We start from the raw sequence: 18,960 nt of genomic DNA on the forward strand, positions 1-18,960 counted from the left end.
GAACGGAGCACCGATGGAGACGGAAACGCTGATCTCGGCCGGGCTCGTGGTCCTCGGGCCCCACGAGCGACGGCTGTCCGACGGAGCGGTCCTGGTCCGCGGCGGGGTGATCACGGACGTCGGGCCGCGTGCGGAGGTGGAGGCCCGTGCCCCCGCCGGCCTCGCACGCCACGACCATCCGGAGGGCACGCTCCTGCCCGGCCTCATCGACGCGCACGTCCACCTCGCGCTGGACGCGGGCCCCGACCCGGTCACCGCGTTGCGGGAAGCCGACGACGCCACGGTGGCCAAGGGAATGGCCGACCGGGCGCACGCCCTGCTGGACTCCGGAGTCACCACCGTGCGGGACCTGGGCGACCGCAACGGTCTGGCGGTACGGCTGCGCGACACCATCGCGGCCGGCCGGCTGCCCGGCCCCCGGATCCTGGCCGCGGGCACACCCGTCACGGGCCCCGGCGGCCACTGCTGGTTCCTGGGTGGCGAGGTCTCGGGAGCGGATGCCATCCGCGACCTGGTACGCCGGAACGCGGAACTGAGCGTCGACGTCATCAAGGTGATGGCGACGGGCGGAGGCATCACCAAGGAGGGACCGCCGATCTGGTCCGCGCAGTTCACGGCGGAGGAACTGCGCGTCGTGGTGGCCGAGGCGGCCCGCGCCGGTCTCCCGGTGGCAGCCCACGCCCACGGCACCGAGGGCATCCGGGCCGCGGTCGAGGCGGGGGTGACCACGATCGAGCACTGCACCTGGATCGACCAGGACGGCTTCCGGCTGATCGACGACGTGGTCGACGAGATCGTGGCCAAGGGCATCCACGTCTGCCCGGCCGCCAGCCCGGACTGGCGAGGCTTCGCCCAGCGCTTCGGCGCCGAACGCGCCGAGACGATGTTCAGCGGGCTGCGCAGCATGCGGGAGCGGGGGGTCAGCCTGATCACGGGCACGGACGCCGGGGTGAGCCGCGCGGTCTTCGACGACTTCGTCTCCAGTCTGGAGTTCTTCGCCCACTTGGGCTGCACACCACCGGAGATCGTGGACCTGGCCACCCGGCGCACGGCCGAGGCCCTCGGCCTCACCGACACCGGAACCCTCACCCCGGGACACCGTGCGGACCTGCTGGTCGTCCGGGGCGACCCCCTACGGGACCTCCAGGCTCTACGCGACGTACGCCTGGTGATGGCTGCGGGCAGGGTGCACCGGTGACGCCTGACCGCAGGTCAGCGTTGGTTTGGACGGTGTTCACCGACACCCGCCCGCCTCGGCGTACCAGCTCGCGGCCAGTCGCGCCACTTGGTACCTCGACACCGACAATCCCAGAGCCCGGCAGGCAGCACGATGCGGTATGCCCTCCTCGGTCTTGAGCCGCTGATCACCTCGACCACCATGACTGGCTCGCCATATCCACTTCACCCGCAAGGCCAGGAATCACGTGCATACATCACGCACCATCTCGAGCTCGCAAGTGCGCTTGTCACTCTCTCTGGCCTCGGCCCGCAGCCGCTCCAGCTCCGCCCGCTCTCACGCAACCGACCACCAGTCGGCTCGGCCATCGCCGGCTCCGACGACGGCGGCCCGTCACGCCGGAACCGCGAGACCCATCTATGCGGCGTCCCGGGATGGACGCTCAAAGTCCTCGGACACCTCCGGAATCGGCTTCCCGGTCCCTGTCACGATCCGTACCTCCCCTTCATGGAACGCGACGCCGCGGATGTGCTTTCAAGTTGCCCTGAACCCCCAACCATCCCTGCGTCACTGTCGCCGCGGTGGAACGAGAGGTGCAGGGCGAAAGTCACCCCGGGCTGAGGGAAGACACACAAGCCGAATGACCTTGACCGCCCTCATACGCACCTGACGCATCATCAGATCGAGCGGCAGACGAGCGTCGAGGCTTCCTCGGGTCGGCTCTATGAAAACTAGAGGAGCAGCACTCGCCACTCTCAAGCCACTGGTTAAAAGTGCAGGTCAAGAGCGCTCGCCCGGCACACGACGCACTCCACATCGTGCGCTCCGGGAAACAGGTCGAGGACACCCGTTTCCCCTGACCGATCTGGGAAAACTGCAGTTCAGAGTCCCTTTGCAGTAGGCTCCAAAATCGCCACGCACTCCACATGATGCGTCATAGGAAACAGATCGAACGCCCTCAACGTCCGCACCCGGTACCCCCGCTCCCGGAAGTACCCCAGGTCCCGCGCCAGGGCCGCCGGGTCGCAGGCGACGTAGGCGATGCGGCGGGCGCCGAGGGTCGTGAGGTGGTGGACGGTCTGCTTGCCGGCGCCGGCGCGCGGGGGGTCGAGGACGATGAGGTCGACCTGGGTGATGCCGGTGCGGGGGAGGACCGATTCGACCTTGCCCTGTTCGATGCGGACCCGGTCGAAGTGCTGCAGGTTGTGGCGGGCGTCCTCCACCGCGCGCTTGCCGGACTCGATGCCGAGGACCGCGCCCTGGTCGCCGACCCGGTCGGCGAGGGCGCCCGCGAAGAGGCCGACGCCGCAGTAGAGGTCGAGGGCGGTGTCGCCCTTGCGCGGGAGGAGGCCCTGCATGACGGCCTTCATCAGGGTGTCGGCGGCCTTCGGGTGGATCTGCCAGAAGCCGCCGCTGCCCACCCGGTGGGTGCGCTCGTCGGCGCGCTCGCGGACGAAGGCGCGGCCGTGGACGCGGTGGACCCCGCCGTCCTTCTCGTCGACGCGCATGACCGAGACCGGCTTGTCGAGCTCGACCAGGGGGAGGCGGGCGCCGGGGCGCGGGGTCAGGATGACCTGGCGGTCGTTCGAGCCCGAGGCGGCGATCGCCTCGACCGAGGCCATCCCCTCCCAGGTCCGCTTCTCGACGCCCAGCTCCGAGACGCCCTCCGCGGCGATCATGCAGTGGTCGATGACCTCCACGTCGTGCGAGCGGTGCTTGCGCAGGCCCGCGCGGCCCTCGGGGTCGATCGCGTACTGGACGCGGGTGCGCCACTGCGGGACCTCGCCGGCGGGCAGCTTGTCGCCCTCGGCCGGCATGACCGTGCCGTCCCAGCCGGCCTCCTCCGGGGTGAGCCCGGCGAGCCGCTGGAGCTGCTCCGCGACGACCTCGCCCTTGAGGCGGCGCTGGGCGCCCGGCTTGGCGTGCTGCCAGTCGCAGCCGCCGCACTTGCCGGGGCCGGCGAAGGGGCAGGGGGCCTCGACCCGGTCCTTGGACGGTTCGAGGATCTCGACCGCGTCGGCGCGCAGGAAGCGGGAGGTCTCCTCGCCCTCGGTGACGCGGGCGACGATCCGCTCCCCCGGCAGGGCGTGGCGGACGAAGAGGACCCGGCCGGCCTCCGTACGGGCGATGCAGTGGCCTCCGTGGGCGACCGGTCCGACCTCGACCTCGTACTCCTCCCCGACCAGCGACGAGACAGGGGTGTTCTGCATGGCGGGGAGCTCCAAGGGAAATGGGGTGTGGGCTGCCGTTCGGACGGCAGCCCACCAGTCTAATCGGTCTTTCTCAGTTGTTCTTTCCGGCAGGCTCCCGATGGCCCTTCTCGACCGGTCCGCGGCGGACCGAGCCCGGTGCGTTCCACTCCTGGCGCTTCCTGGCCCGCTTCTTCGCGACCTCGGAGGAGCGGAGCTGGTACGGGACGGAGGTCACCATGACGCCGGGGGTGAAGAGCAGCCGCCCCTTGAGGCGCAGGGCGCTCTGGTTGTGCAGCAGGTGCTCGTACCAGTGGCCGACGACGTACTCGGGGATGTAGACGGAGACGGCGTCGCGCGGGCTCTCGCGGCGCAGGCTCTTCACGTACTCGATCACCGGGCGGGTGATCTCGCGGTACGGCGAGTCGAGGATCTTGAGCGGGACGTTGATGCCGCGCCGCTCCCACTCCTCCTTGAGCGCCCGCGTCTCGGCCGGGTCGACGTTGACGGTCAGCGCCTCCAGCTCGTTCGCGTGCATGAGCTTGGCGTAGGCCAGGGCGCGGAGGGTGGGCTTGTGGAGCTTGGAGACGAGGACGATGGAGCGGACCCGGGAGGGGCGCACGTACTCGTCGGGGCGCTCCTCGGCGGCGGCGATCTCGGCGGCCACCGCGTCGTAGTGCCTGCGGATCGCGGTCATCGTCCCGTAGAAGATCACCATGCCGAGCAGGGCGACCCAGGCGCCGTGGGTGAACTTGGTGGCGAGGACGACGACGAGGACGAGGCCGGTGAAGAAGGCGCCGAAGGCGTTGATCGCGCGGGAGCGGATCATGTGGCGGCGCTTGGCGGGGTCCCGCTCGGTCTTCAGGTGCCGGTTCCAGTGCCGGACCATGCCGGTCTGGCTGAGGGTGAAGGAGACGAAGACGCCGACGATGTACAGCTGGATCAGCCGGGTCGAGTCGGCTCCGTAGATCCAGACGAGGAGGGCGGCGGCGCCGGCGAGGAGCACGATGCCGTTGGAGAAGGTGAGCCGGTCGCCGCGGGTGTGCAGCTGGCGCGGCAGGTAGCGGTCCTGGGCGAGGATCGAGCCGAGAAGCGGGAAGCCGTTGTACGCGGTGTTCGCGGCCAGGAAGAGGACGAGCGCGGTGGCGGCGGCGAGGACGACGAAGAGGAACGTCCCGTCGCCGAAGACGGCTGCCGCGACCTGCGAGATGACCGGGTCCTGGACGTAGTCCGGACCGACCGGGACGCCGTTGAGGAGCAGGTCGTGGGCGGGCTTCTCGGCCATCCGCACGTCGGTGGCCGTGGCCAGGAAGATGATGCCGCAGAACATGGTGACGGCCAGGCCGCCCATGAGGGCGAGCGTGGTGGCGGCGTTCTTCGACTTCGGCTTGCGGAAGGCGGGCACGCCGTTGGAGATCGCCTCGACGCCGGTGAGGGCGGCGCAGCCCGAGGAGAAGGCGCGAAGGAGCAGGAAGACGAGGGCGAATCCGGCCAGTCCCTGGTGCTCGGGTTTGATCTCGAAGTCGGCGGTGGGGGCCTTCATCGTGTCGTCGAGGACGATGCCCCGGTACGCGCCCCAGGCGATCATCAGGAAGACGCCGACGACGAAGACGTACGTCGGGATCGCGAAGAGGGTGCCGGACTCCTTCACCCCGCGCAGGTTCATCAGGGTGAGCAGCACGATGACGGCGACGGCGGAGGCGACCTTGTGCTCGACGACGAAGGGGATCGCCGAGCCCAGGTTCTCGATGCCCGAGGAGATGGAGACGGCGACGGTCAGGACGTAGTCGACGAGCAGGGCGCTCGCCACGGTGAGTCCGGCCTTCGGCCCCAGGTTGGTGTTGGCGACCTCGTAGTCGCCGCCGCCGCTCGGGTACGCGTGCACGTTCTGCCGGTAGGAGGCGACGACCGTGAACATCAGGACGACGACCGCGAGCGCGATCCAGGGGCTGAAGTGGTAGGCCGACAGACCGGCTACGGAGAGGACGAGGAGGACCTCGCCGGGCGCGTACGCCACCGAGGAGAGCGGGTCGGAGGCGAAGACGGGAAGGGCGATCCTCTTCGAGAGGAGGGTCTCACCGAGCTTGTCGCTGCGTAGGGCCCGCCCGATCAGGATCCGTTTGGGCACGTCGGTCAGTTTGGACACGGAGAGGATCGTAAGCGTTCGAAAAGCGTCAAGTTCACCGCGACCCCCTTGTCCTCACGGATCCATACGGAATCTTTCCGCAGGCCGCCTCGGATGCGGTCCCCTTGGGCGTTGCCGCTTAAGCTCGGAGCGGGCGACCCGGCAGGGCGTCGCCCGCCGCGGCCCGGGCGGATCGGGCGAGGAAAGTTGTGAGCAGGGTGTTTTCGCAGGTCAGCAAGGCGATCAGGAGTGCGGGGTAAGGGGACGTGCACATCGTCATCATGGGCTGCGGGCGAGTGGGAGCCGCTCTCGCGCAGACCCTCGAACAGCAGGGGCACACGGTCGCGGTCGTGGACCAGGACCCGACGGCCTTCCGTCGCCTGGGGTCGGGTTTCGGCGGTCGTCGCGTCACGGGCGTGGGGTTCGACCAGGACACGCTGCGCGAGGCCGGGATCGAGGACGCCGGGGCCTTCGCCGCGGTGAGCAGCGGCGACAACTCGAACATCATCGCGGCGCGGGTCGCGCGCGAGATGTTCGGCATCGAGAACGTGGCGGCGCGGATCTACGACCCGCGCCGTGCCGAGGTCTACCAGCGCCTGGGCATCCCGACGGTCGCGACGGTCCGCTGGACCGCCGACCAGATGCTGCGGCGGCTGCTGCCCTCGGGCGCGGAGCCGCTGTGGACGGACCCGAGCGGTGGGGTGCAGCTGGCCGAGGTGCACACCTCGCCGGCCTGGATCGGTCACAAGATCAGCCGGCTCCAGGACGAGACGGGGGTGCGCGTCGCGTTCCTGACCCGGCTCGGCGAGGCCGTCATCCCCTCGTCGCAGACGGTGCTCCAGGAAGGCGACCTGGTGCACGTGATGATGCGTACGGACGAGATCGCGAAGGTCGAGGAGGCCTTCGCCGAGGGTCCCGAGGAGGGTGGTCACTGATGCGTGTCGCCATTGCGGGCGCGGGTGCGGTGGGCCGTTCCATCGCGGGCGAGCTCCTGGAGAACGGTCACGAGGTCCTGCTCGTCGACAAGGCGCCGACCGCCATCTCGGTGGAGCGGGTGCCGCAGGCGGAGTGGCTGCTCGCCGACGCCTGCGAGATCACCTCCCTGGACGAGGCGGCGCTCCAGCGCTGCAACGTGGTGATCGCGGCGACCGGCGACGACAAGGTGAACCTGGTCGTCTCGCTGCTCGCCAAGACCGAGTACGGCGTGCCGCGGGTGGTCGCCCGGGTGAACAACCCGAAGAACGAGTGGCTGTTCAACGAGGCCTGGGGCGTGGACGTGGCGGTCTCGACGCCGCGTCTGATGTCGGCCCTGGTGGAGGAGGCGGTGAGCGTCGGCGACCTGGTCCGGCTGCTGCGCTTCAGCCACGGCGACGCGAACCTGGTCGAGCTGACGCTCCCGCCGGAGTCGGCGGTCGCCGGCACCTCGGTCGGGGACGTGGCCTGGCCGCAGGACACCTCGCTGGTGACGATCATCCGCGGTTCGCGGGTGCTGACGCCGAGCCCCGAGGAGACCCTGGAGGCCGGTGACGAGCTGCTGTTCGTGGCCGCGCAGGCCCGCGAGGAGCAGCTGGAGGACCTCCTCCAGGTGCGCCGCGAGACGCCCTGACGACGGCCGCCGTACGCGTACGCGGGAAGGGCCCGGACCTGGTGGACAGGTCCGGGCCCTTCTCCGTATGCGTGCACGCGGTGTACGTGCGGGGGCGGGCGGGTCTCAGGCCTCCGGACGGCCCTCGGCCGCGGCGGCCTCCTTGCGGGCCTTCTCCGCGCGCTCCTCGGCCTCCATCTCGGCGAAGACGTCGATCGGCGGCGGGGCCTTCGCGAGGAACACCCAGGTGAGGTAGACCGCGAGCAGGAACGGCGGGATCTTCAGGGCGACCGAGACCCAGCCGAAGCGGGTCGGGTCGGCCCACCAGTACAGCGGGAAGAGGACCGCGCACTTGCCGAGCAGGATCAGGCCCCAGGCCCAGCTCGCCTTCGTGTACGCCTTCTTGCGGCCCGGGTTGCGGGTGCGCCAGGAGAGGTTCTCCTTGAAGACCGGGCCGAGGATCAGGCCGATCAGGGGCACTCCGGCGATCGCGGTGACGATGTACGCCAGGGCGAGGCCGAGCGTGTACAACATGCCCGGCAGGTAGAAGTCCTTGGCGTTGCCCGTCATCATCGCGAAGACCACGCCGAAGGCGACGCCGAAGACGCCGCTGAAGGCGTGCTTGACGGTGTCGCGGCGGAGCAGCCGGACGGCGACGAGGAGCAGCGAGACCGCGAGCGCGGCGATCGCCGAGGTCTTCAGGTCCTTGTTGATCGTGAAGATCGTGACGAACAGCAGGCCGGGCAGGACCGTCTCGACCATGCCCCGCAGGCCGCCGAACGCCTCGAACAGGGCGGCCTCGGTGACCTCCTTCGAGGCGCGGGCGTCCTGGGCGTCCTGGTCCGTGCTGGTCGGCTTGTCGAGGGACGTCACCGGCTACTCCTGTCCGAGCGGTCGGAGCTCGTATTTGGGGTTGAAGAGGACCCGCCGGCCGTGGCTCATGGAGATCCGGCCGGAGGCGATCAGCTTGCGACCCGGCTCGATGCCCACGATGGAGCGGCGGCCGAGCCAGACGACGTCGAGCGGTGCCGTGCCGTCGAAGAGCTCGGCCTCGAGCGCGGGCACGCCCGCCCGGGGGCGCAGCGTGACCGTGCGCAAGGTACCAGTCACCTTGACTATCTGGCGGTCGGAGCAGTCGGAGATACGCGTGCACCCCGACGCCTCGGCGTCCTCCTGGAGCTCCTCCGACTCCAGGTCCTCCGGGGAGGAGGAGAGCCGGTCGAGCATCCGGCGGAACCTGCCGGCCGGCTTCTCTGTACGCGGTGCAGCACTCATACAGAAAGCGTACCGGCCGCCGCCGACACGGGAGGCGGGCCCGGAGCGCCCCCTCCGTTCAGCGTTCGAAGCGGTACCCCATGCCCGGTTCGGTGACGAAGTGGCGCGGGTGGGACGGGTCGCGCTCCAGCTTGCGGCGGAGCTGCGCCATGTACACCCGGAGGTAGTTGGTCTCCGTGCCGTACGAGGGTCCCCAGACCTCCTGGAGGAGTTGCTTCTGGCCGACCAGGCGGCCGGCGTTGCGGACGAGGACTTCCAGGAGGTGCCACTCGGTGGGGGTGAGCCGGACGTCCCGGCCGTCGCGGTGGACCTTCTTCGCCGCCAGGTCGACGGTGAAGGCCTCGGCCTCGACGAGGGCGGCCCCGCCCTCGGGGACGCCGACCGGCTCGTTCCGGCGCACGGCGGCGCGCAGCCGGGCGAGCAGCTCGTCCATGCCGAAGGGCTTGGTGACGTAGTCGTCGGCGCCGGCGTCGAGGGCCTCGACCTTCTCGTCGGAGGTCTGCCGGGCCGAGAGGACCAGGATCGGGACCCGCGTCCAGCCGCGCAGGCCCTTGATGACCTCGACGCCGTCCATGTCGGGCAGGCCGAGGTCGAGGACGACGACGTCGGGGTGCCGGTCGGCGGCGAGGCGGAGGGCGGTGGCGCCGTCGGGTGCGGAGTCGACCTCGTACTTCCGCGCCTTGAGGTTGATCACCAGGGCGCGGACGATCTGCGGCTCGTCGTCGACCACGAGGACCCGGGTCATGGGGGAACGCCTTCCTTTTCGGCCGCCGTGCGGGCGGACGGGACGGTGGTACGGATACGGGTACGGGGCGGGGGCGCGGTTCAGGTCACCGCGTGGGCCGGCAGGTCGGCGGCCGGGGCCGGGGGCGCGCCCCGCGCGGCCCGCAGGGTGAGGACCATGGTGAGGCCGCCGCCCGGGGTGTCCTCGGCGCCGAGGGTTCCGCCCATCGCCTCGACGAAGCCGCGGGCCACCGCGAGTCCGAGGCCGACGCCGGAGCCGCGCGGGGCGTCGCCGAAGCGCTGGAAGGGCTCGAAGATGCCGTCCTTGGCCTCGTCGGGGACGCCGGGGCCGCGGTCCACGACGCGCAGCTCGACCCGGTCCCCCAGGGCGCTGGCGGCGACGGCGACGGGCACGCCTCCGGGGCTGTACTTCACGGCGTTCTCCACGATGTTGGCGACGGCCCGCTCCAGGAGGCCCTTGTCGACCTCGACCATGGGCAGCGTCTCGGGGATGTCGAGCTCGGCGCTGCCGTCCGGCACTCCCCCGAGGGCCATGGGGACGACCTCGTCGAGGTCGACGACCCGCATGAGGGGGGTGACGGTGCCGGTCCGCAGGCGGGACATGTCGAGGAGGTTGCCGACGAGGTGGTCGAGGCGGTCGGCCCCGGCCTCGATGCCCTCCAGGAGCTCGGCGCGGTCCTGCTCGGACCATTCGACGTCGTCGGAGCGGAGGGAGGAGACGGAGGCCTTGATGCTGGCGAGCGGGGTCCGCAGGTCGTGGCTGACGGCGGCGAGCAGGGAGGTGCGGATCTTGTTGCCCTCGGCCAGCTTCCGGGCCTCCTCCGCCTCGCCGACGAGCCGCTGCCGGTCGAGGACGACGGCGGCCTGGGCGGCGAAGGCGCCGAGCACCCGCCGGTCCTCGGCGGGCAGCACCCGGCCGGACAGGGCGAGCGCCAGGCGGTCCCCCACCGGCATGTCGGCGTCCGCCTCCTCGGGGCGGGCCGCCGGGTGGGGGCCGACGCTCGCGACGGGCGTCCAGGGCTCGACCTCGTCCTCGCGCTCCAGGAGGGCGACCGACTCCATGGAGAAGGTCTCGCGGACCCGTTCGAGGAGGGCGTCCAGGCTGGTCTCGCCGCGCAGGACGCTGCCCGCGAGGTAGGAGAGCACCTCGGACTCGGCGCGCAGCCGGGCGGCCTGGTGGGTGCGGCGGGCGGCCAGGTCGACCACCGAGGCGACCGACATGGCGACGCCGAGGAAGACGACGAGGGCGACGATGTTCTTGGGGTCGGCGATGGTGAGCCGGTGGACGGGCGGGGTGAAGAACCAGTTGAGGAGGAGCGACCCGGCGGCGGCCGAGACGAGCGCCGGAAGGAACCCGCCGAGCAGTGCGGCGGCCACCGTCAGGGCGAGGAAGAGCAGCATGTCGTTGGCGAGCCCGAGGTCGGCGTCGACATGGGTGAGGAGCAGGGCGAGGCAGGCGGGTCCCGCGACGCCGATCGTCCAGGCGGCGAGGATCCGGGAGCGGCCGAGGCGGGCGCCGCGCGCGACCGGCAGGCCGCGCCCCTTGGCGACCTCTCCGTGGGTGACGATGTGGACGTCCAGGTCGGGTCCGGAGTCGCGGGCGACGGTCTGGCCGACGCCGGGGCCGAAGACGTACTGCCAGGTCCTGCGGCGGCTGGAGCCGAGGACGATCTGGGTGGCGTTGACGCCGCGGGCGAATTCCAGGAGCGCGGTGGGGACGTCGTCGCCGATGACGTGGTGGAACGTCCCGCCGAGGTCCTCGACGAGGGTGCGCTGGACGGCCAGCTCCTTCGGGGAGGCCGCGGTGAGGCCGTCGCTGCGGGCGATGTAGACGGCGAGGACCTCGCCCCCGGCGCCCTTCTCGGCGAGGCGGGTGGCCCGGCGTATCAGGGTGCGGCCCTCGGGTCCGCCGGTCAGTCCGACGACGATGCGCTCCCGCGCCTGCCAGGTGGAGCGGATGTTGTGCTCGCCCCGGTACTTGCGGAGGTACTCGTCGACCCGGTCGGCGGTCCAGAGCAGCGCCAGCTCGCGCAGGGCGGTGAGGTTGCCGGGGCGGAAGTAGTTGGAGAGGGCCGCGTCGACCTTGTCGGAGGTGTAGACGTTGCCGTGGGCCATCCGGCGCCGCAGCGCCTCCGGGCTCATGTCGACCAGTTCGATCTGGTCCGCCCGGCGCACGACCTCGTCGGGGACGGTCTCGCGCTGCCGCACGCCCGTGATCGCCTCGACCACGTCCCCGAGCGACTCCAGGTGCTGGATGTTGACGGTGGAGACGACGTCGATGCCGGCCGCGAGCAGTTCGGCGACGTCCTGCCACCGCTTGGGGTTGCGGGAGCCGGGCGCGTTGGTGTGGGCGAGCTCGTCGACGAGGGCGACGGCGGGGCGGCGGGCCAGGACCGCGTCGACGTCCATCTCGGTGAGGGCGGCCCCCCGGTGCTCCAGGGTGCGGCGTGGGACCTGCTCCAGGCCGCTCAGCACCGTCTGCGTGCGGGGCCGGCCGTGGTGCTCCACGAAGGCCACCACGCAGTCCGTGCCGCGCTCCACCCTGCGGTGGCCCTCGGAGAGCATCGCGTAGGTCTTGCCGACGCCCGGCGCAGCGCCGAGGTAGATGCGTAGCTTGCCGCGTCCCATGGCTCGACCATACGTCCAGCCGATCGGGTGTCCCGCACGCGAAGAACGGTCGCGGGCGGTATTGACGTGATCCTGATGCCGGGCGCGCGGGCGTCCCGGGGCCGGTCCGGGGGGATCGGGCCGGACAGGCCCTAGGCCTCCAGGATCTCGCCGTCGCGCAGCTCCAGGACCCGGTCCGCCAGGCCCAGGAGCTGGGGGTCGTGGGTGGCGACCAGGGCCGTGCAGCCCTCGCCGCGGACCACGGCGCGCAGCAGCTGCATGACGGCGAGCCCGGTCTCCGCGTCCAGCTGGCCGGTCGGCTCGTCGGCTATGAGCAGGGCCGGCTTGTTGGCGAGGGCGCGGGCGATGGCGACGCGCTGCTGCTGGCCGCCGGAGAGCTCGCCGGGCCGCTGGGCCGCGTGGTCGGCGAGGCCCACCAGGCCGAGCAGCAGGGCCACCCGCTCCTCGCGCTCCTTGGGGTCCGCCTTGCGCAGCCGCAGGGGCACGCCCACGTTCTCCGCGGCGGAGAGGATCGGGAGGAGGCCGAAGGACTGGAAGATGAAGCCGATCCGGTCGCGGCGCAGCTCCAGGAGCCCGTCCTCGCCGAGCGTGGAGAGGTCGGTGCCGTCGATGACGATCCGGCCGCCGTCGGCGGTGTCGAGGCCGCCCACCAGGTTGAGCAGGGTCGTCTTGCCGGAGCCGGAGCGGCCCTTGAGCGCGACGAGCTCGCCGCGCGGGATGTCGAAGGAGACGCCGCGCAGGGCGTGGACCGCGGCCTCGCCCGTGCCGTACGAGCGGCGCAGGTCCTCGACGCGGACCATGGGCCCGGCCGCCGGGTCCTCGACGACGGCCGTGGCGGACCCCGTGCTGCTCTCGCTCACCCTGCGCTCCCCCTCCTCGAACGTGTGCGCTCGCCAGTATGGTCCGCCACGTGCTCCGAGGACCAGGGCCGGTGCTCCCACCTGTGGAAAACCGGGGGGGACCACCGGGGGCGGCGGGAAAGCGAGGAAGCGGGAAGCCGGTGAGGAAAGGTCCGGCGGGAAAGCGGGGAGCCGACGGAAAAGCCGGTGGGCCGTTTCCCGTACCTCTCGTACGGGAAACGGCCCACCGGCCCTGTCCAAGGGCTTCCGGAGCCCGCCGGTCAGCGGATCTCGGAGATCTCCGGACCGCGCTGGAGCTGGCCCATGCCGCCGGAGAAGCGGGAGTTCTCCTGCTCCTCCTGCTGGACGCCGTCCGGCACCATCTGCGCGTCGTTCGGCAGCTTGAGGACGATCGGGTCGCGCGGGGCCATCGGGCCGTCACCGCGGACGACCACGGTGTCGCGGACGATCTGCTCCAGGAGCCCGGCCGCCTCCGGCTGGACCGCGCCCTGCCCGGAGATCACTCCGCGCAGGAACCAGCGGGGCCCGTCGACGCCCACGAAGCGCACGAGCTGCACGCCCCGGTTGCCGTCCGGCAGCTGCACGGGGACCTGCGCGCGCAGCTCCCAGCCCAGCGGCCCCTCGACCTCGTCGATGACACCGCCCTGCTGGACGATGCCCGTGGCGATCTCGTCGCGGACCTCGCCCCAGATGCCCTCGTTCTTGGGGGCGGCGAAGGCCTGGAGCTGCACGGCGCTGTCGCGCAGCACGACGGTGGCCGCGACGATCGCGTCGCCCGCCACCTCGACCCGCAGCTCCATTCCCTCGACGCCGGGTACGAAGACCCCGCCGAGGTCCACGCGGCCCTCGTCGGGCTTGGTGACCTCGGAGATGTCCCAGGGCCCGTCGGGCCGGGGCGCGGGCGGGAGGTTCACCCGACGCGGCTCGGCCGCGTCCTCGTCCTCCACCGCGTCGACGACCTGCTCGGCCTCGCCCGCCGCGTCCTCGGCGGCACCGCTCTTCTTGCGACGTCCGAACACGTCACTGTCCTTCCCGGTCGGATACGGCCGAAGCGTATCGATTCCCACCCGTTGTGCCGTCCACGGCGGCGTGACCGCCGGTGGACCCGAAGCCCCCCTCGGCCCGCGCCGAACCGGGAAGTTCCGCCACCTCGTGGAAGCGGACCTTCTCGACCTGCTGGACGACGAGTTGAGCAATCCGGTCGAATCGCTCGAACCGCACGCTCTCGCGCGGGTCGAGATTGACCACGATCACCTTGATCTCTCCACGGTACCCGGCATCCACCGTCCCCGGGGCATTCACGAGCGCCACTCCGCAGCGGGCCGCGAGGCCGGAGCGCGGATGCACGAAGGCGGCGTACCCGTCGGGGAGGGCCAGGGCGACACCGGTGGGCAGCACGGCGCGCTCGCCGGGGGCCAGTACGGCGGCCTCCGTGGTCACGAGGTCGGCACCGGCGTCGCCGGGGTGTCCGTAGGCCGGGACGGGGACCTCGGGGTCCACGCGCCGGATCAGTACGTCGACGGGGTTGCGCATCAGGGGTTCACCTCGAAGGCGCGGGCGCGCCTGACCTGGTCGGGGTCGGACATGGCCGCCCGGATCTCCTCCGGGCGCCCGTTGTCGATGAAGTGGTCGACCTTGACCTCGATGAAGAGGGCGTCGGCGCGGACGGCGACGGGGCCCTCGGGCCCGCCGATCCGGCCGACGGCGGTCGAGTAGAGCTTGCGGCCGTGCACGGCGGTGACGGCGGCCTCCAGGTGGAGGACGGTGCCGACCGGTACGGGCCGGAGGAAGTCGGTCTCCAGGCGTCCGGTCACGGCGATGACCCGCAGCAGCCAGTTGAGGGAGCCGAGGGTCTCGTCGAGCGCGGTGGCGAGGACGCCGCCGTGCGCGAGGCCGGGGGCGCCCTGGTGGTCGGAGGTCACCGTGAACTCGGCGGTGACGGTCACGCCCTCGCCCGCCCGCGCCTCCAGGTGGAGGCCGTGGGGCTGCCCGCCGCCGCACCCGAAACAGTGCCCGTAGTGCGAGCCGAGCAGCTCGCCGGGGGCCGGCGCGTCGGGGTGGCGTACCGGCGCTATGGCGTCGGCGGGCGGGGTGAGGGCGGCAGATGTTGCAGTCACAGGCGCAGACCTTACCCGCGCGGGCGCACGCGGGTCGCGCCGTGCCAAGCTTGGACCCATGCAGCCTTCCGTACCGTCCCCGGCCCCCTCCCCCGAGTCCTCCGCCTCCCCCGCGGCGCCGCGCTTCGACGAGCGGCTGACGGCGCCCGGTTCCTGGTGGGCGATCGCGGGTCTGCTCGGCCTGTCCGGCGGTCTGATCATGTTCCCGTTCGGGACGGTCCCGATGCTGGGCGGCCTGATCGTGGCGGCGGTGCTCGCCGGTGCCGCGGTCTCCTCGTACGGCTCCGCCCGCGTCCGGGTGGTGGCCGGTTCGCTGGTGGCGGGCGACGCGCGGATCCCGGTCTCCGCCCTGGGGGCGGTCGAGGTGCTCGACGCGGAGGAGGCGCGCGCCTGGCGCACGCACAAGGCGGATCCGCGCGCCTTCATGCTGATGCGCAGCTATGTGCCGCGGGCGGTGCGGATCGAGATCACGGACCCGGCGGACCCGACGCCGTACGTGTACCTGTCGAGCCGCGAGCCGGAGGAGCTGGCGGCGGCGGTCGACGCCGTACGGACCGGCGCCGGGGACTGACGGCGGGCGGCCGGGGCCACGACGGCCCCGGGTCCGGCGGGCGCGGCTAGAAGCCCAGTTCCGGCGGGTTCTCGGGCCGCTCCAGCGGGGGCAGCTCCGGGAGGGCGTCCCAGGGGATCTGGCGGTCGCGCAGGTCCTTGCGGATGCGCGCGGCGAGCTTCTTGGTGTCGCGGCGGTTCATGACCGCGCCGACGGCGGCTCCCACCATGAACGGCATGAGGTTCGGCAGGTTGCGCACCATGCGCTTCATGATCTGCTGGCGCAGTTCGCGCTTGAGCTGTCCGCCGAGGGCCGCGTTGACGGTGGTGGGCTTGGTGGGGTCGATGCCCCGCTCCTCGGCCCAGGAGGTCAGATAGGCCGCCGAGCGCTGGGTGAGCCGGCCGGGGGGACGCAGCCCGTACACCTCGTGCAGTTCGGCGATGAGCTTGAGCTCCACGGCGGCGACGCCGGTGATCTCGGCCGCCAGTTCGGCCGGCATGGCCGGGGGCACGGGGAGCATGGCGGCGGCGCCGATGCCGGCGCCCACGGTGGAGGAGGCATTCGCCGCGCCGGTGACCAGCTTGTCGGCGATCTCCTCGGGGCCGAGCCCGGGGAACTGTCTGCGGAGGGTCGCCAGGTCGCGGACGGGGATCCGCGGGGCGAGGTCGATCAGCCGGTCGGCCAGGTAGCCGATGCCGGCCCTGGCGCCGTCTCCGCCGCGCTTGACGCCCTGCGCGACGCCGCGCCGGACGGCGTCGATCCGGTCGGGGTCGATCTTCATCCTGTCGAGCCGGCCCCGTGCGGGGTCGGCGAGCCGTTTGACGGCGTCGAGGCGCCCGGCCCGTCGTGCTTCGACGGGCGACCCGTCGTCCTGCCCCGTGCCCCGCTCGGCGGGGAGGGGTGCCTCCGGTCCGGCGGCCGTTTCGAGCGAGGCCGGTAGGCCCCGCTCGTCGTCACGTGCGCCGAGGGAGGGCAGGGAGGCGGTGGGCTCGGCGTCAGGGGCCTCCTGGGCGCCCTCTGCCGGGCCTGGTCCGCCCTTGTCCGTCCGCGAGCTCCCGGGGAGCCGCAGACGCCGCTTCCGGGACGGTGTGTCGCCTGCCACGGTCGAGCGTTCTCAGTCGCAGTCGCGGCAGATGGGCTGACCGTTCTTCTCCCGGGCCAGCTGGCTCCGGTGGTGCACGAGGAAGCAGCTCATGCAGGTGAACTCGTCGGCCTGCTTGGGCAGGACCCGGACGGCCAGCTCCTCGTTCGAGAGGTCGGCGCCGGGAAGCTCCAGGCCTTCGGCGGCCTCGAACTCGTCGACGTCGACGGTCGAGGTCGACTTGTCGTTCCGGCGGGCCTTCAGTTCCTCAAGGCTGTCCGAGTCGACGTCGTCGTCGGTCTTGCGTGGGGTGTCGTAATCCGTTGCCATGTCGCTCTCCCCCTCTGGGTGGTTGCGGTGTCTCCAGCGCACGTAACGCGTGAGAGGTCGGACTTGTGCCCGACCTGAGGCGGAGATTTTGCCTCACATCAAGGTCTGTTACTCAATCGACACCCGTCGCGCCCTCTCACGAGTGATCGGCTTCGGGTGGCGAACCGGACCGTACACGGTCCGGCGGGCGTCCCTCGCAGGCGCCACCCCGTGTACTTCCCGTCATTCGGGGTCCCGAAAACCCGGACTTTTCCTGGTTTTCGGAGGGATTTCCCGGTCACGGAGAGTGGATGCCCGCACACCCCGTCCTGTGATCGATCACACATGAGCGTCTCAGGAGTGGGGCTGCGGAATTCCGCGCAAAGCGAACGGAACCGGTCGGCTCGTGCAGTGTGTCAGATCGGCAGAGTGACGCGCATCACGAGACCGCCGCCCTCGCGGGGCTCCGCGATGATACGGCCGCCGTGGGCGCGGGCCACGGACCGGGCGATCGACAGGCCGAGACCGACTCCCTTGTCGCTGCCGGTCCGCTCCTGCCGGAGCCGCCGGAACGGCTCGAAGAGGTTGTCGATCTCGTACGCGGGGACCACGGGTCCCGTGTTCGAGACGACCAGGACCGCCTGGCCGTGGTCGGTCCCGGTGGTGACCTCCACCCAGCCGCCCTCCGGCACGTTGTACCGCACGGCGTTCTGGAGCAGGTTCAGGGCGATCCGTTCGAGCAGGACGCCGTTGCCCTGGACGACGGCGGGCGCGCGCTCGCCGCGGATCTCGACGCCCCTGGCCTCGGCCTCGGCGTGCACCTGGTCGACGCCCCGCTCGGCGACCTCGGCGAGGTCGACGGGCTTGCGCTCGATGATCTGGTTGTCGCTCCGGGCGAGCAGCAGCAGGCCCTCGACGAGCTGCTCGCTGCGCTCGTTGGTGGCGAGCAGGGTCTTGCCGAGCTGCTGGAGCTCCACGGGCGCCCCGGGGTCCGAGAGGTGCACCTCCAGAAGGGTGCGGTTGATCGCCAGCGGGGTCCGCAGCTCGTGCGAGGCGTTCGCGACGAACCGCTGCTGGGCGGTGAAGGCCCGCTCCAGGCGCTCCAGCATCTCGTCGAAGGTGTCGGCGAGCTCCTTCAGCTCGTCGTCCGGGCCGTCCAGCTCGATCCGCCGGGACAGGTCCGAGCCGGCCACCTGGCGGGCGGTGCGGGTGATCCGGCCGAGCGGGGAGAGCACCCGTCCCGCCATGGCGTAGCCGAAGGCGAAGGCGATGATGCTCAGGCCCAGCAGGGCGAACAGCGAGCGGCGCAGCAGGTCGTCCAGAGCCAGGTCGCTCTGGTGCCGGAGGCAGACCGACACCGCGTCGTTGAACTGCTCGACGGTGCCGGTGTCGGGCAGGTTGCACCAGGAGGTGGTGGCCTGGACCTCGCCCTTGACGATCTTGAAGGGCAGCTGGGCCGCGCTGTCGCTGAGGGCCTGCGCGGTGAAGAGGTAGATGATCGAGAGCAGCAGGATGCCCGCGATCAGGAACATCCCGCCGTACAGCAGGGTGAGCCGTATCCGGATGGTCGGGCGCAGGAGCGGGCGGACGGGGTCCCGGGGGTCCCAGGTCGGCTTGGGGGGCGCCTGGGGGTGGGGCGCGGGGGTCGTGGCCATGGACTCAGATCCGGTAGCCGGAGCCGGGCACGGTGACGATGACGGGGGGCTCCCCGAGCTTGCGGCGCAGGGTCATGACGGTGACGCGCACCACGTTGGTGAACGGGTCGGTGTTCTCGTCCCAGGCCTTCTCCAGGAGCTGCTCGGCCGAGACGACGGCGCCCTCGCTGCGCATGAGGACCTCCAGGACGGCGAACTCCTTCGGCGCGAGCTGGACCTCGCGGCCGTCGCGGAAGACCTCGCGGCGGTTCGGGTCGAGCTTGATGCCGGCGCGCTCCAGGACGGGCGGGAGGGGCACGGACGTGCGGCGGCCGAGGGCCCGCACGCGCGCGGTGAGCTCGGTGAAGGCGAAGGGCTTGGGGAGGTAGTCGTCCGCGCCCAGTTCGAGGCCCTCCACCCGGTCGCTGACGTCGCCGGAGGCGGTGAGCATCAGGACGCGGGTGGGCATCCCCAGCTCCACGATCCGGCGGCAGACGTCGTCGCCGTGCACGAGGGGGAGGTCGCGGTCGAGGACGACGACGTCGTAGTCGTTGACCCCCACGCGCTCCAGGGCCGCCGCGCCGTCGTACACGACGTCGACGGCCATGGCCTCCCGGCGCAGTCCGGTGGCCACCGCATCGGCGAGCAGCTGCTCGTCCTCGACGACGAGTACGCGCACGTCGTAC

The 18,960-nt window shown here is 71.8% G+C and carries 18 protein-coding genes; 4 read left to right on the top strand and 14 right to left on the bottom strand.

Going from position 1 to position 18,960, the window contains the following annotated elements; all coding sequences use genetic code 11:
• The first annotated feature begins 13 nt into the window (after window positions 1-13).
• Window positions 14-1,198 (top strand): amidohydrolase family protein, encoded by a 1,185-nt coding sequence (locus ACIQD7_RS04855; RefSeq protein ID WP_402439397.1) that lies wholly within the window; start codon window positions 14-16, stop codon window positions 1,196-1,198.
• An 860-nt stretch (window positions 1,199-2,058) separates the two neighbouring features.
• On the opposite strand, the gene ACIQD7_RS04860 is transcribed toward ACIQD7_RS04855, so the two are convergent.
• On the bottom strand, window positions 2,059-3,387 hold the full coding sequence (locus ACIQD7_RS04860) for a class I SAM-dependent RNA methyltransferase (protein WP_402439399.1): 1,329 nt from the start codon (window positions 3,385-3,387) through the stop codon (window positions 2,059-2,061).
• Window positions 3,388-3,460: 73 nt separating this feature from the next.
• Window positions 3,461-5,512 (bottom strand): APC family permease, encoded by a 2,052-nt coding sequence (locus ACIQD7_RS04865; protein WP_402439401.1) that lies wholly within the window; start codon window positions 5,510-5,512, stop codon window positions 3,461-3,463.
• 245 nt (window positions 5,513-5,757) lie between these two features.
• Here ACIQD7_RS04865 and ACIQD7_RS04870 point away from each other — a divergent pair, with 245 nt between their 5' ends.
• Window positions 5,758-6,426, top strand: coding sequence for a TrkA family potassium uptake protein (locus ACIQD7_RS04870; RefSeq protein WP_030211255.1), 669 nt, complete (start codon window positions 5,758-5,760; stop codon window positions 6,424-6,426).
• On the top strand, window positions 6,426-7,097 hold the full coding sequence (locus tag ACIQD7_RS04875) for a TrkA family potassium uptake protein (protein ID WP_121830739.1): 672 nt from the start codon (window positions 6,426-6,428) through the stop codon (window positions 7,095-7,097). Before ACIQD7_RS04870 ends, ACIQD7_RS04875 begins: the two co-directional genes overlap by 1 nt.
• Window positions 7,098-7,202: 105 nt before the next feature.
• Here ACIQD7_RS04875 and ACIQD7_RS04880 read toward each other — a convergent pair whose 3' ends face one another.
• The 8 genes from ACIQD7_RS04880 to ACIQD7_RS04915 form a co-directional block, all read right to left on the bottom strand.
• Window positions 7,203-7,949, bottom strand: coding sequence for a DUF3159 domain-containing protein (locus ACIQD7_RS04880; protein ID WP_402439404.1), 747 nt, complete (start codon window positions 7,947-7,949; stop codon window positions 7,203-7,205).
• A 3-nt stretch (window positions 7,950-7,952) separates the two neighbouring features.
• Complete coding sequence (locus tag ACIQD7_RS04885) at window positions 7,953-8,351, bottom strand: OB-fold nucleic acid binding domain-containing protein (protein ID WP_015036728.1); 399 nt, start codon at window positions 8,349-8,351, stop codon at window positions 7,953-7,955.
• A gap of 58 nt (window positions 8,352-8,409) precedes the next feature.
• Window positions 8,410-9,096 carry a response regulator gene (locus ACIQD7_RS04890; protein ID WP_053650152.1) on the bottom strand — a complete coding sequence of 229 codons (687 nt, stop codon included), beginning with the start codon at window positions 9,094-9,096 and terminating at the stop codon, window positions 8,410-8,412.
• 80 nt (window positions 9,097-9,176) lie between these two features.
• Entirely contained in the window at window positions 9,177-11,723 is a 2,547-nt protein-coding gene (locus tag ACIQD7_RS04895) for a DUF4118 domain-containing protein (RefSeq protein ID WP_402439407.1), read from the bottom strand.
• 131 nt (window positions 11,724-11,854) lie between these two features.
• On the bottom strand, window positions 11,855-12,583 hold the full coding sequence (locus ACIQD7_RS04900) for an ABC transporter ATP-binding protein (protein ID WP_402439409.1): 729 nt from the start codon (window positions 12,581-12,583) through the stop codon (window positions 11,855-11,857).
• Between the two features lie 260 nt (window positions 12,584-12,843).
• Window positions 12,844-13,602 (bottom strand): DUF3710 domain-containing protein, encoded by a 759-nt coding sequence (locus ACIQD7_RS04905; protein ID WP_161373133.1) that lies wholly within the window; start codon window positions 13,600-13,602, stop codon window positions 12,844-12,846.
• A gap of 1 nt (window position 13,603) precedes the next feature.
• Complete coding sequence (dut, locus tag ACIQD7_RS04910) at window positions 13,604-14,116, bottom strand: dUTP diphosphatase (RefSeq protein WP_383416367.1); 513 nt, start codon at window positions 14,114-14,116, stop codon at window positions 13,604-13,606.
• The gene (locus ACIQD7_RS04915; RefSeq protein ID WP_053650144.1) at window positions 14,116-14,700 is read right to left on the bottom strand and encodes a PaaI family thioesterase; all 585 of its coding nucleotides are present in this window, start codon (window positions 14,698-14,700) and stop codon (window positions 14,116-14,118) included. The genes dut and ACIQD7_RS04915 overlap by 1 nt, the downstream gene beginning before the upstream one ends.
• A gap of 58 nt (window positions 14,701-14,758) precedes the next feature.
• On the opposite strand from ACIQD7_RS04915, the gene ACIQD7_RS04920 reads away from it, so the two are divergent.
• A complete protein-coding gene (locus ACIQD7_RS04920; protein ID WP_121830746.1) occupies window positions 14,759-15,271 on the top strand; it encodes a DUF3093 domain-containing protein in 513 nt (170 codons plus the stop codon).
• A 46-nt stretch (window positions 15,272-15,317) separates the two neighbouring features.
• Here the strand turns inward: ACIQD7_RS04920 and ACIQD7_RS04925 are convergent, their stop codons facing one another.
• The 4 genes from ACIQD7_RS04925 to ACIQD7_RS04940 all read right to left on the bottom strand — a co-directional run bounded on the left by ACIQD7_RS04925 (window position 15,318) and on the right by ACIQD7_RS04940 (window position 18,953).
• A complete protein-coding gene (locus ACIQD7_RS04925; protein ID WP_402439412.1) occupies window positions 15,318-16,352 on the bottom strand; it encodes a hypothetical protein in 1,035 nt (344 codons plus the stop codon).
• Window positions 16,353-16,364: 12 nt separating this feature from the next.
• Entirely contained in the window at window positions 16,365-16,661 is a 297-nt protein-coding gene (locus ACIQD7_RS04930; RefSeq protein WP_003955561.1) for a DUF4193 domain-containing protein, read from the bottom strand.
• Window positions 16,662-17,056: 395 nt separating this feature from the next.
• A complete protein-coding gene (locus tag ACIQD7_RS04935; protein WP_402439414.1) occupies window positions 17,057-18,295 on the bottom strand; it encodes a sensor histidine kinase in 1,239 nt (412 codons plus the stop codon).
• Window positions 18,296-18,299: 4 nt separating this feature from the next.
• Window positions 18,300-18,953, bottom strand: a complete 654-nt coding sequence (locus ACIQD7_RS04940; RefSeq protein WP_121830751.1) for a response regulator transcription factor — start codon at window positions 18,951-18,953, stop codon at window positions 18,300-18,302.
• Window positions 18,954-18,960 lie beyond the last annotated feature (7 nt).

This window comes from Streptomyces sp. NPDC093071, from assembly GCF_044754545.1.
Taxonomy (GTDB): domain Bacteria; phylum Actinomycetota; class Actinomycetes; order Streptomycetales; family Streptomycetaceae; genus Streptomyces.

Bases quoted from the DNA above. Each gene is read 5' to 3' on its own strand.
- ACIQD7_RS04855 (WP_402439397.1), top strand. From the start codon at position 14: ATGGAGACGGAAACGCTGATCTCGGCCGGGCTCGTGGTCCTCGGGCCC.
- ACIQD7_RS04860 (WP_402439399.1), bottom strand. From the start codon at position 3,387: ATGCAGAACACCCCTGTCTCGTCGCTGGTCGGGGAGGAGTACGAGGTC.
- ACIQD7_RS04875 (WP_121830739.1), top strand. From the start codon at position 6,426: ATGCGTGTCGCCATTGCGGGCGCGGGTGCGGTGGGCCGTTCCATCGCG.
- ACIQD7_RS04885 (WP_015036728.1), bottom strand. From the start codon at position 8,351: ATGAGTGCTGCACCGCGTACAGAGAAGCCGGCCGGCAGGTTCCGCCGG.
- ACIQD7_RS04890 (WP_053650152.1), bottom strand. From the start codon at position 9,096: ATGACCCGGGTCCTCGTGGTCGACGACGAGCCGCAGATCGTCCGCGCC.
- ACIQD7_RS04895 (WP_402439407.1), bottom strand. From the start codon at position 11,723: ATGGGACGCGGCAAGCTACGCATCTACCTCGGCGCTGCGCCGGGCGTC.
- dut (WP_383416367.1), bottom strand. From the start codon at position 14,116: ATGCGCAACCCCGTCGACGTACTGATCCGGCGCGTGGACCCCGAGGTC.
- ACIQD7_RS04920 (WP_121830746.1), top strand. From the start codon at position 14,759: ATGCAGCCTTCCGTACCGTCCCCGGCCCCCTCCCCCGAGTCCTCCGCC.
- ACIQD7_RS04930 (WP_003955561.1), bottom strand. From the start codon at position 16,661: ATGGCAACGGATTACGACACCCCACGCAAGACCGACGACGACGTCGAC.
- ACIQD7_RS04935 (WP_402439414.1), bottom strand. From the start codon at position 18,295: ATGGCCACGACCCCCGCGCCCCACCCCCAGGCGCCCCCCAAGCCGACC.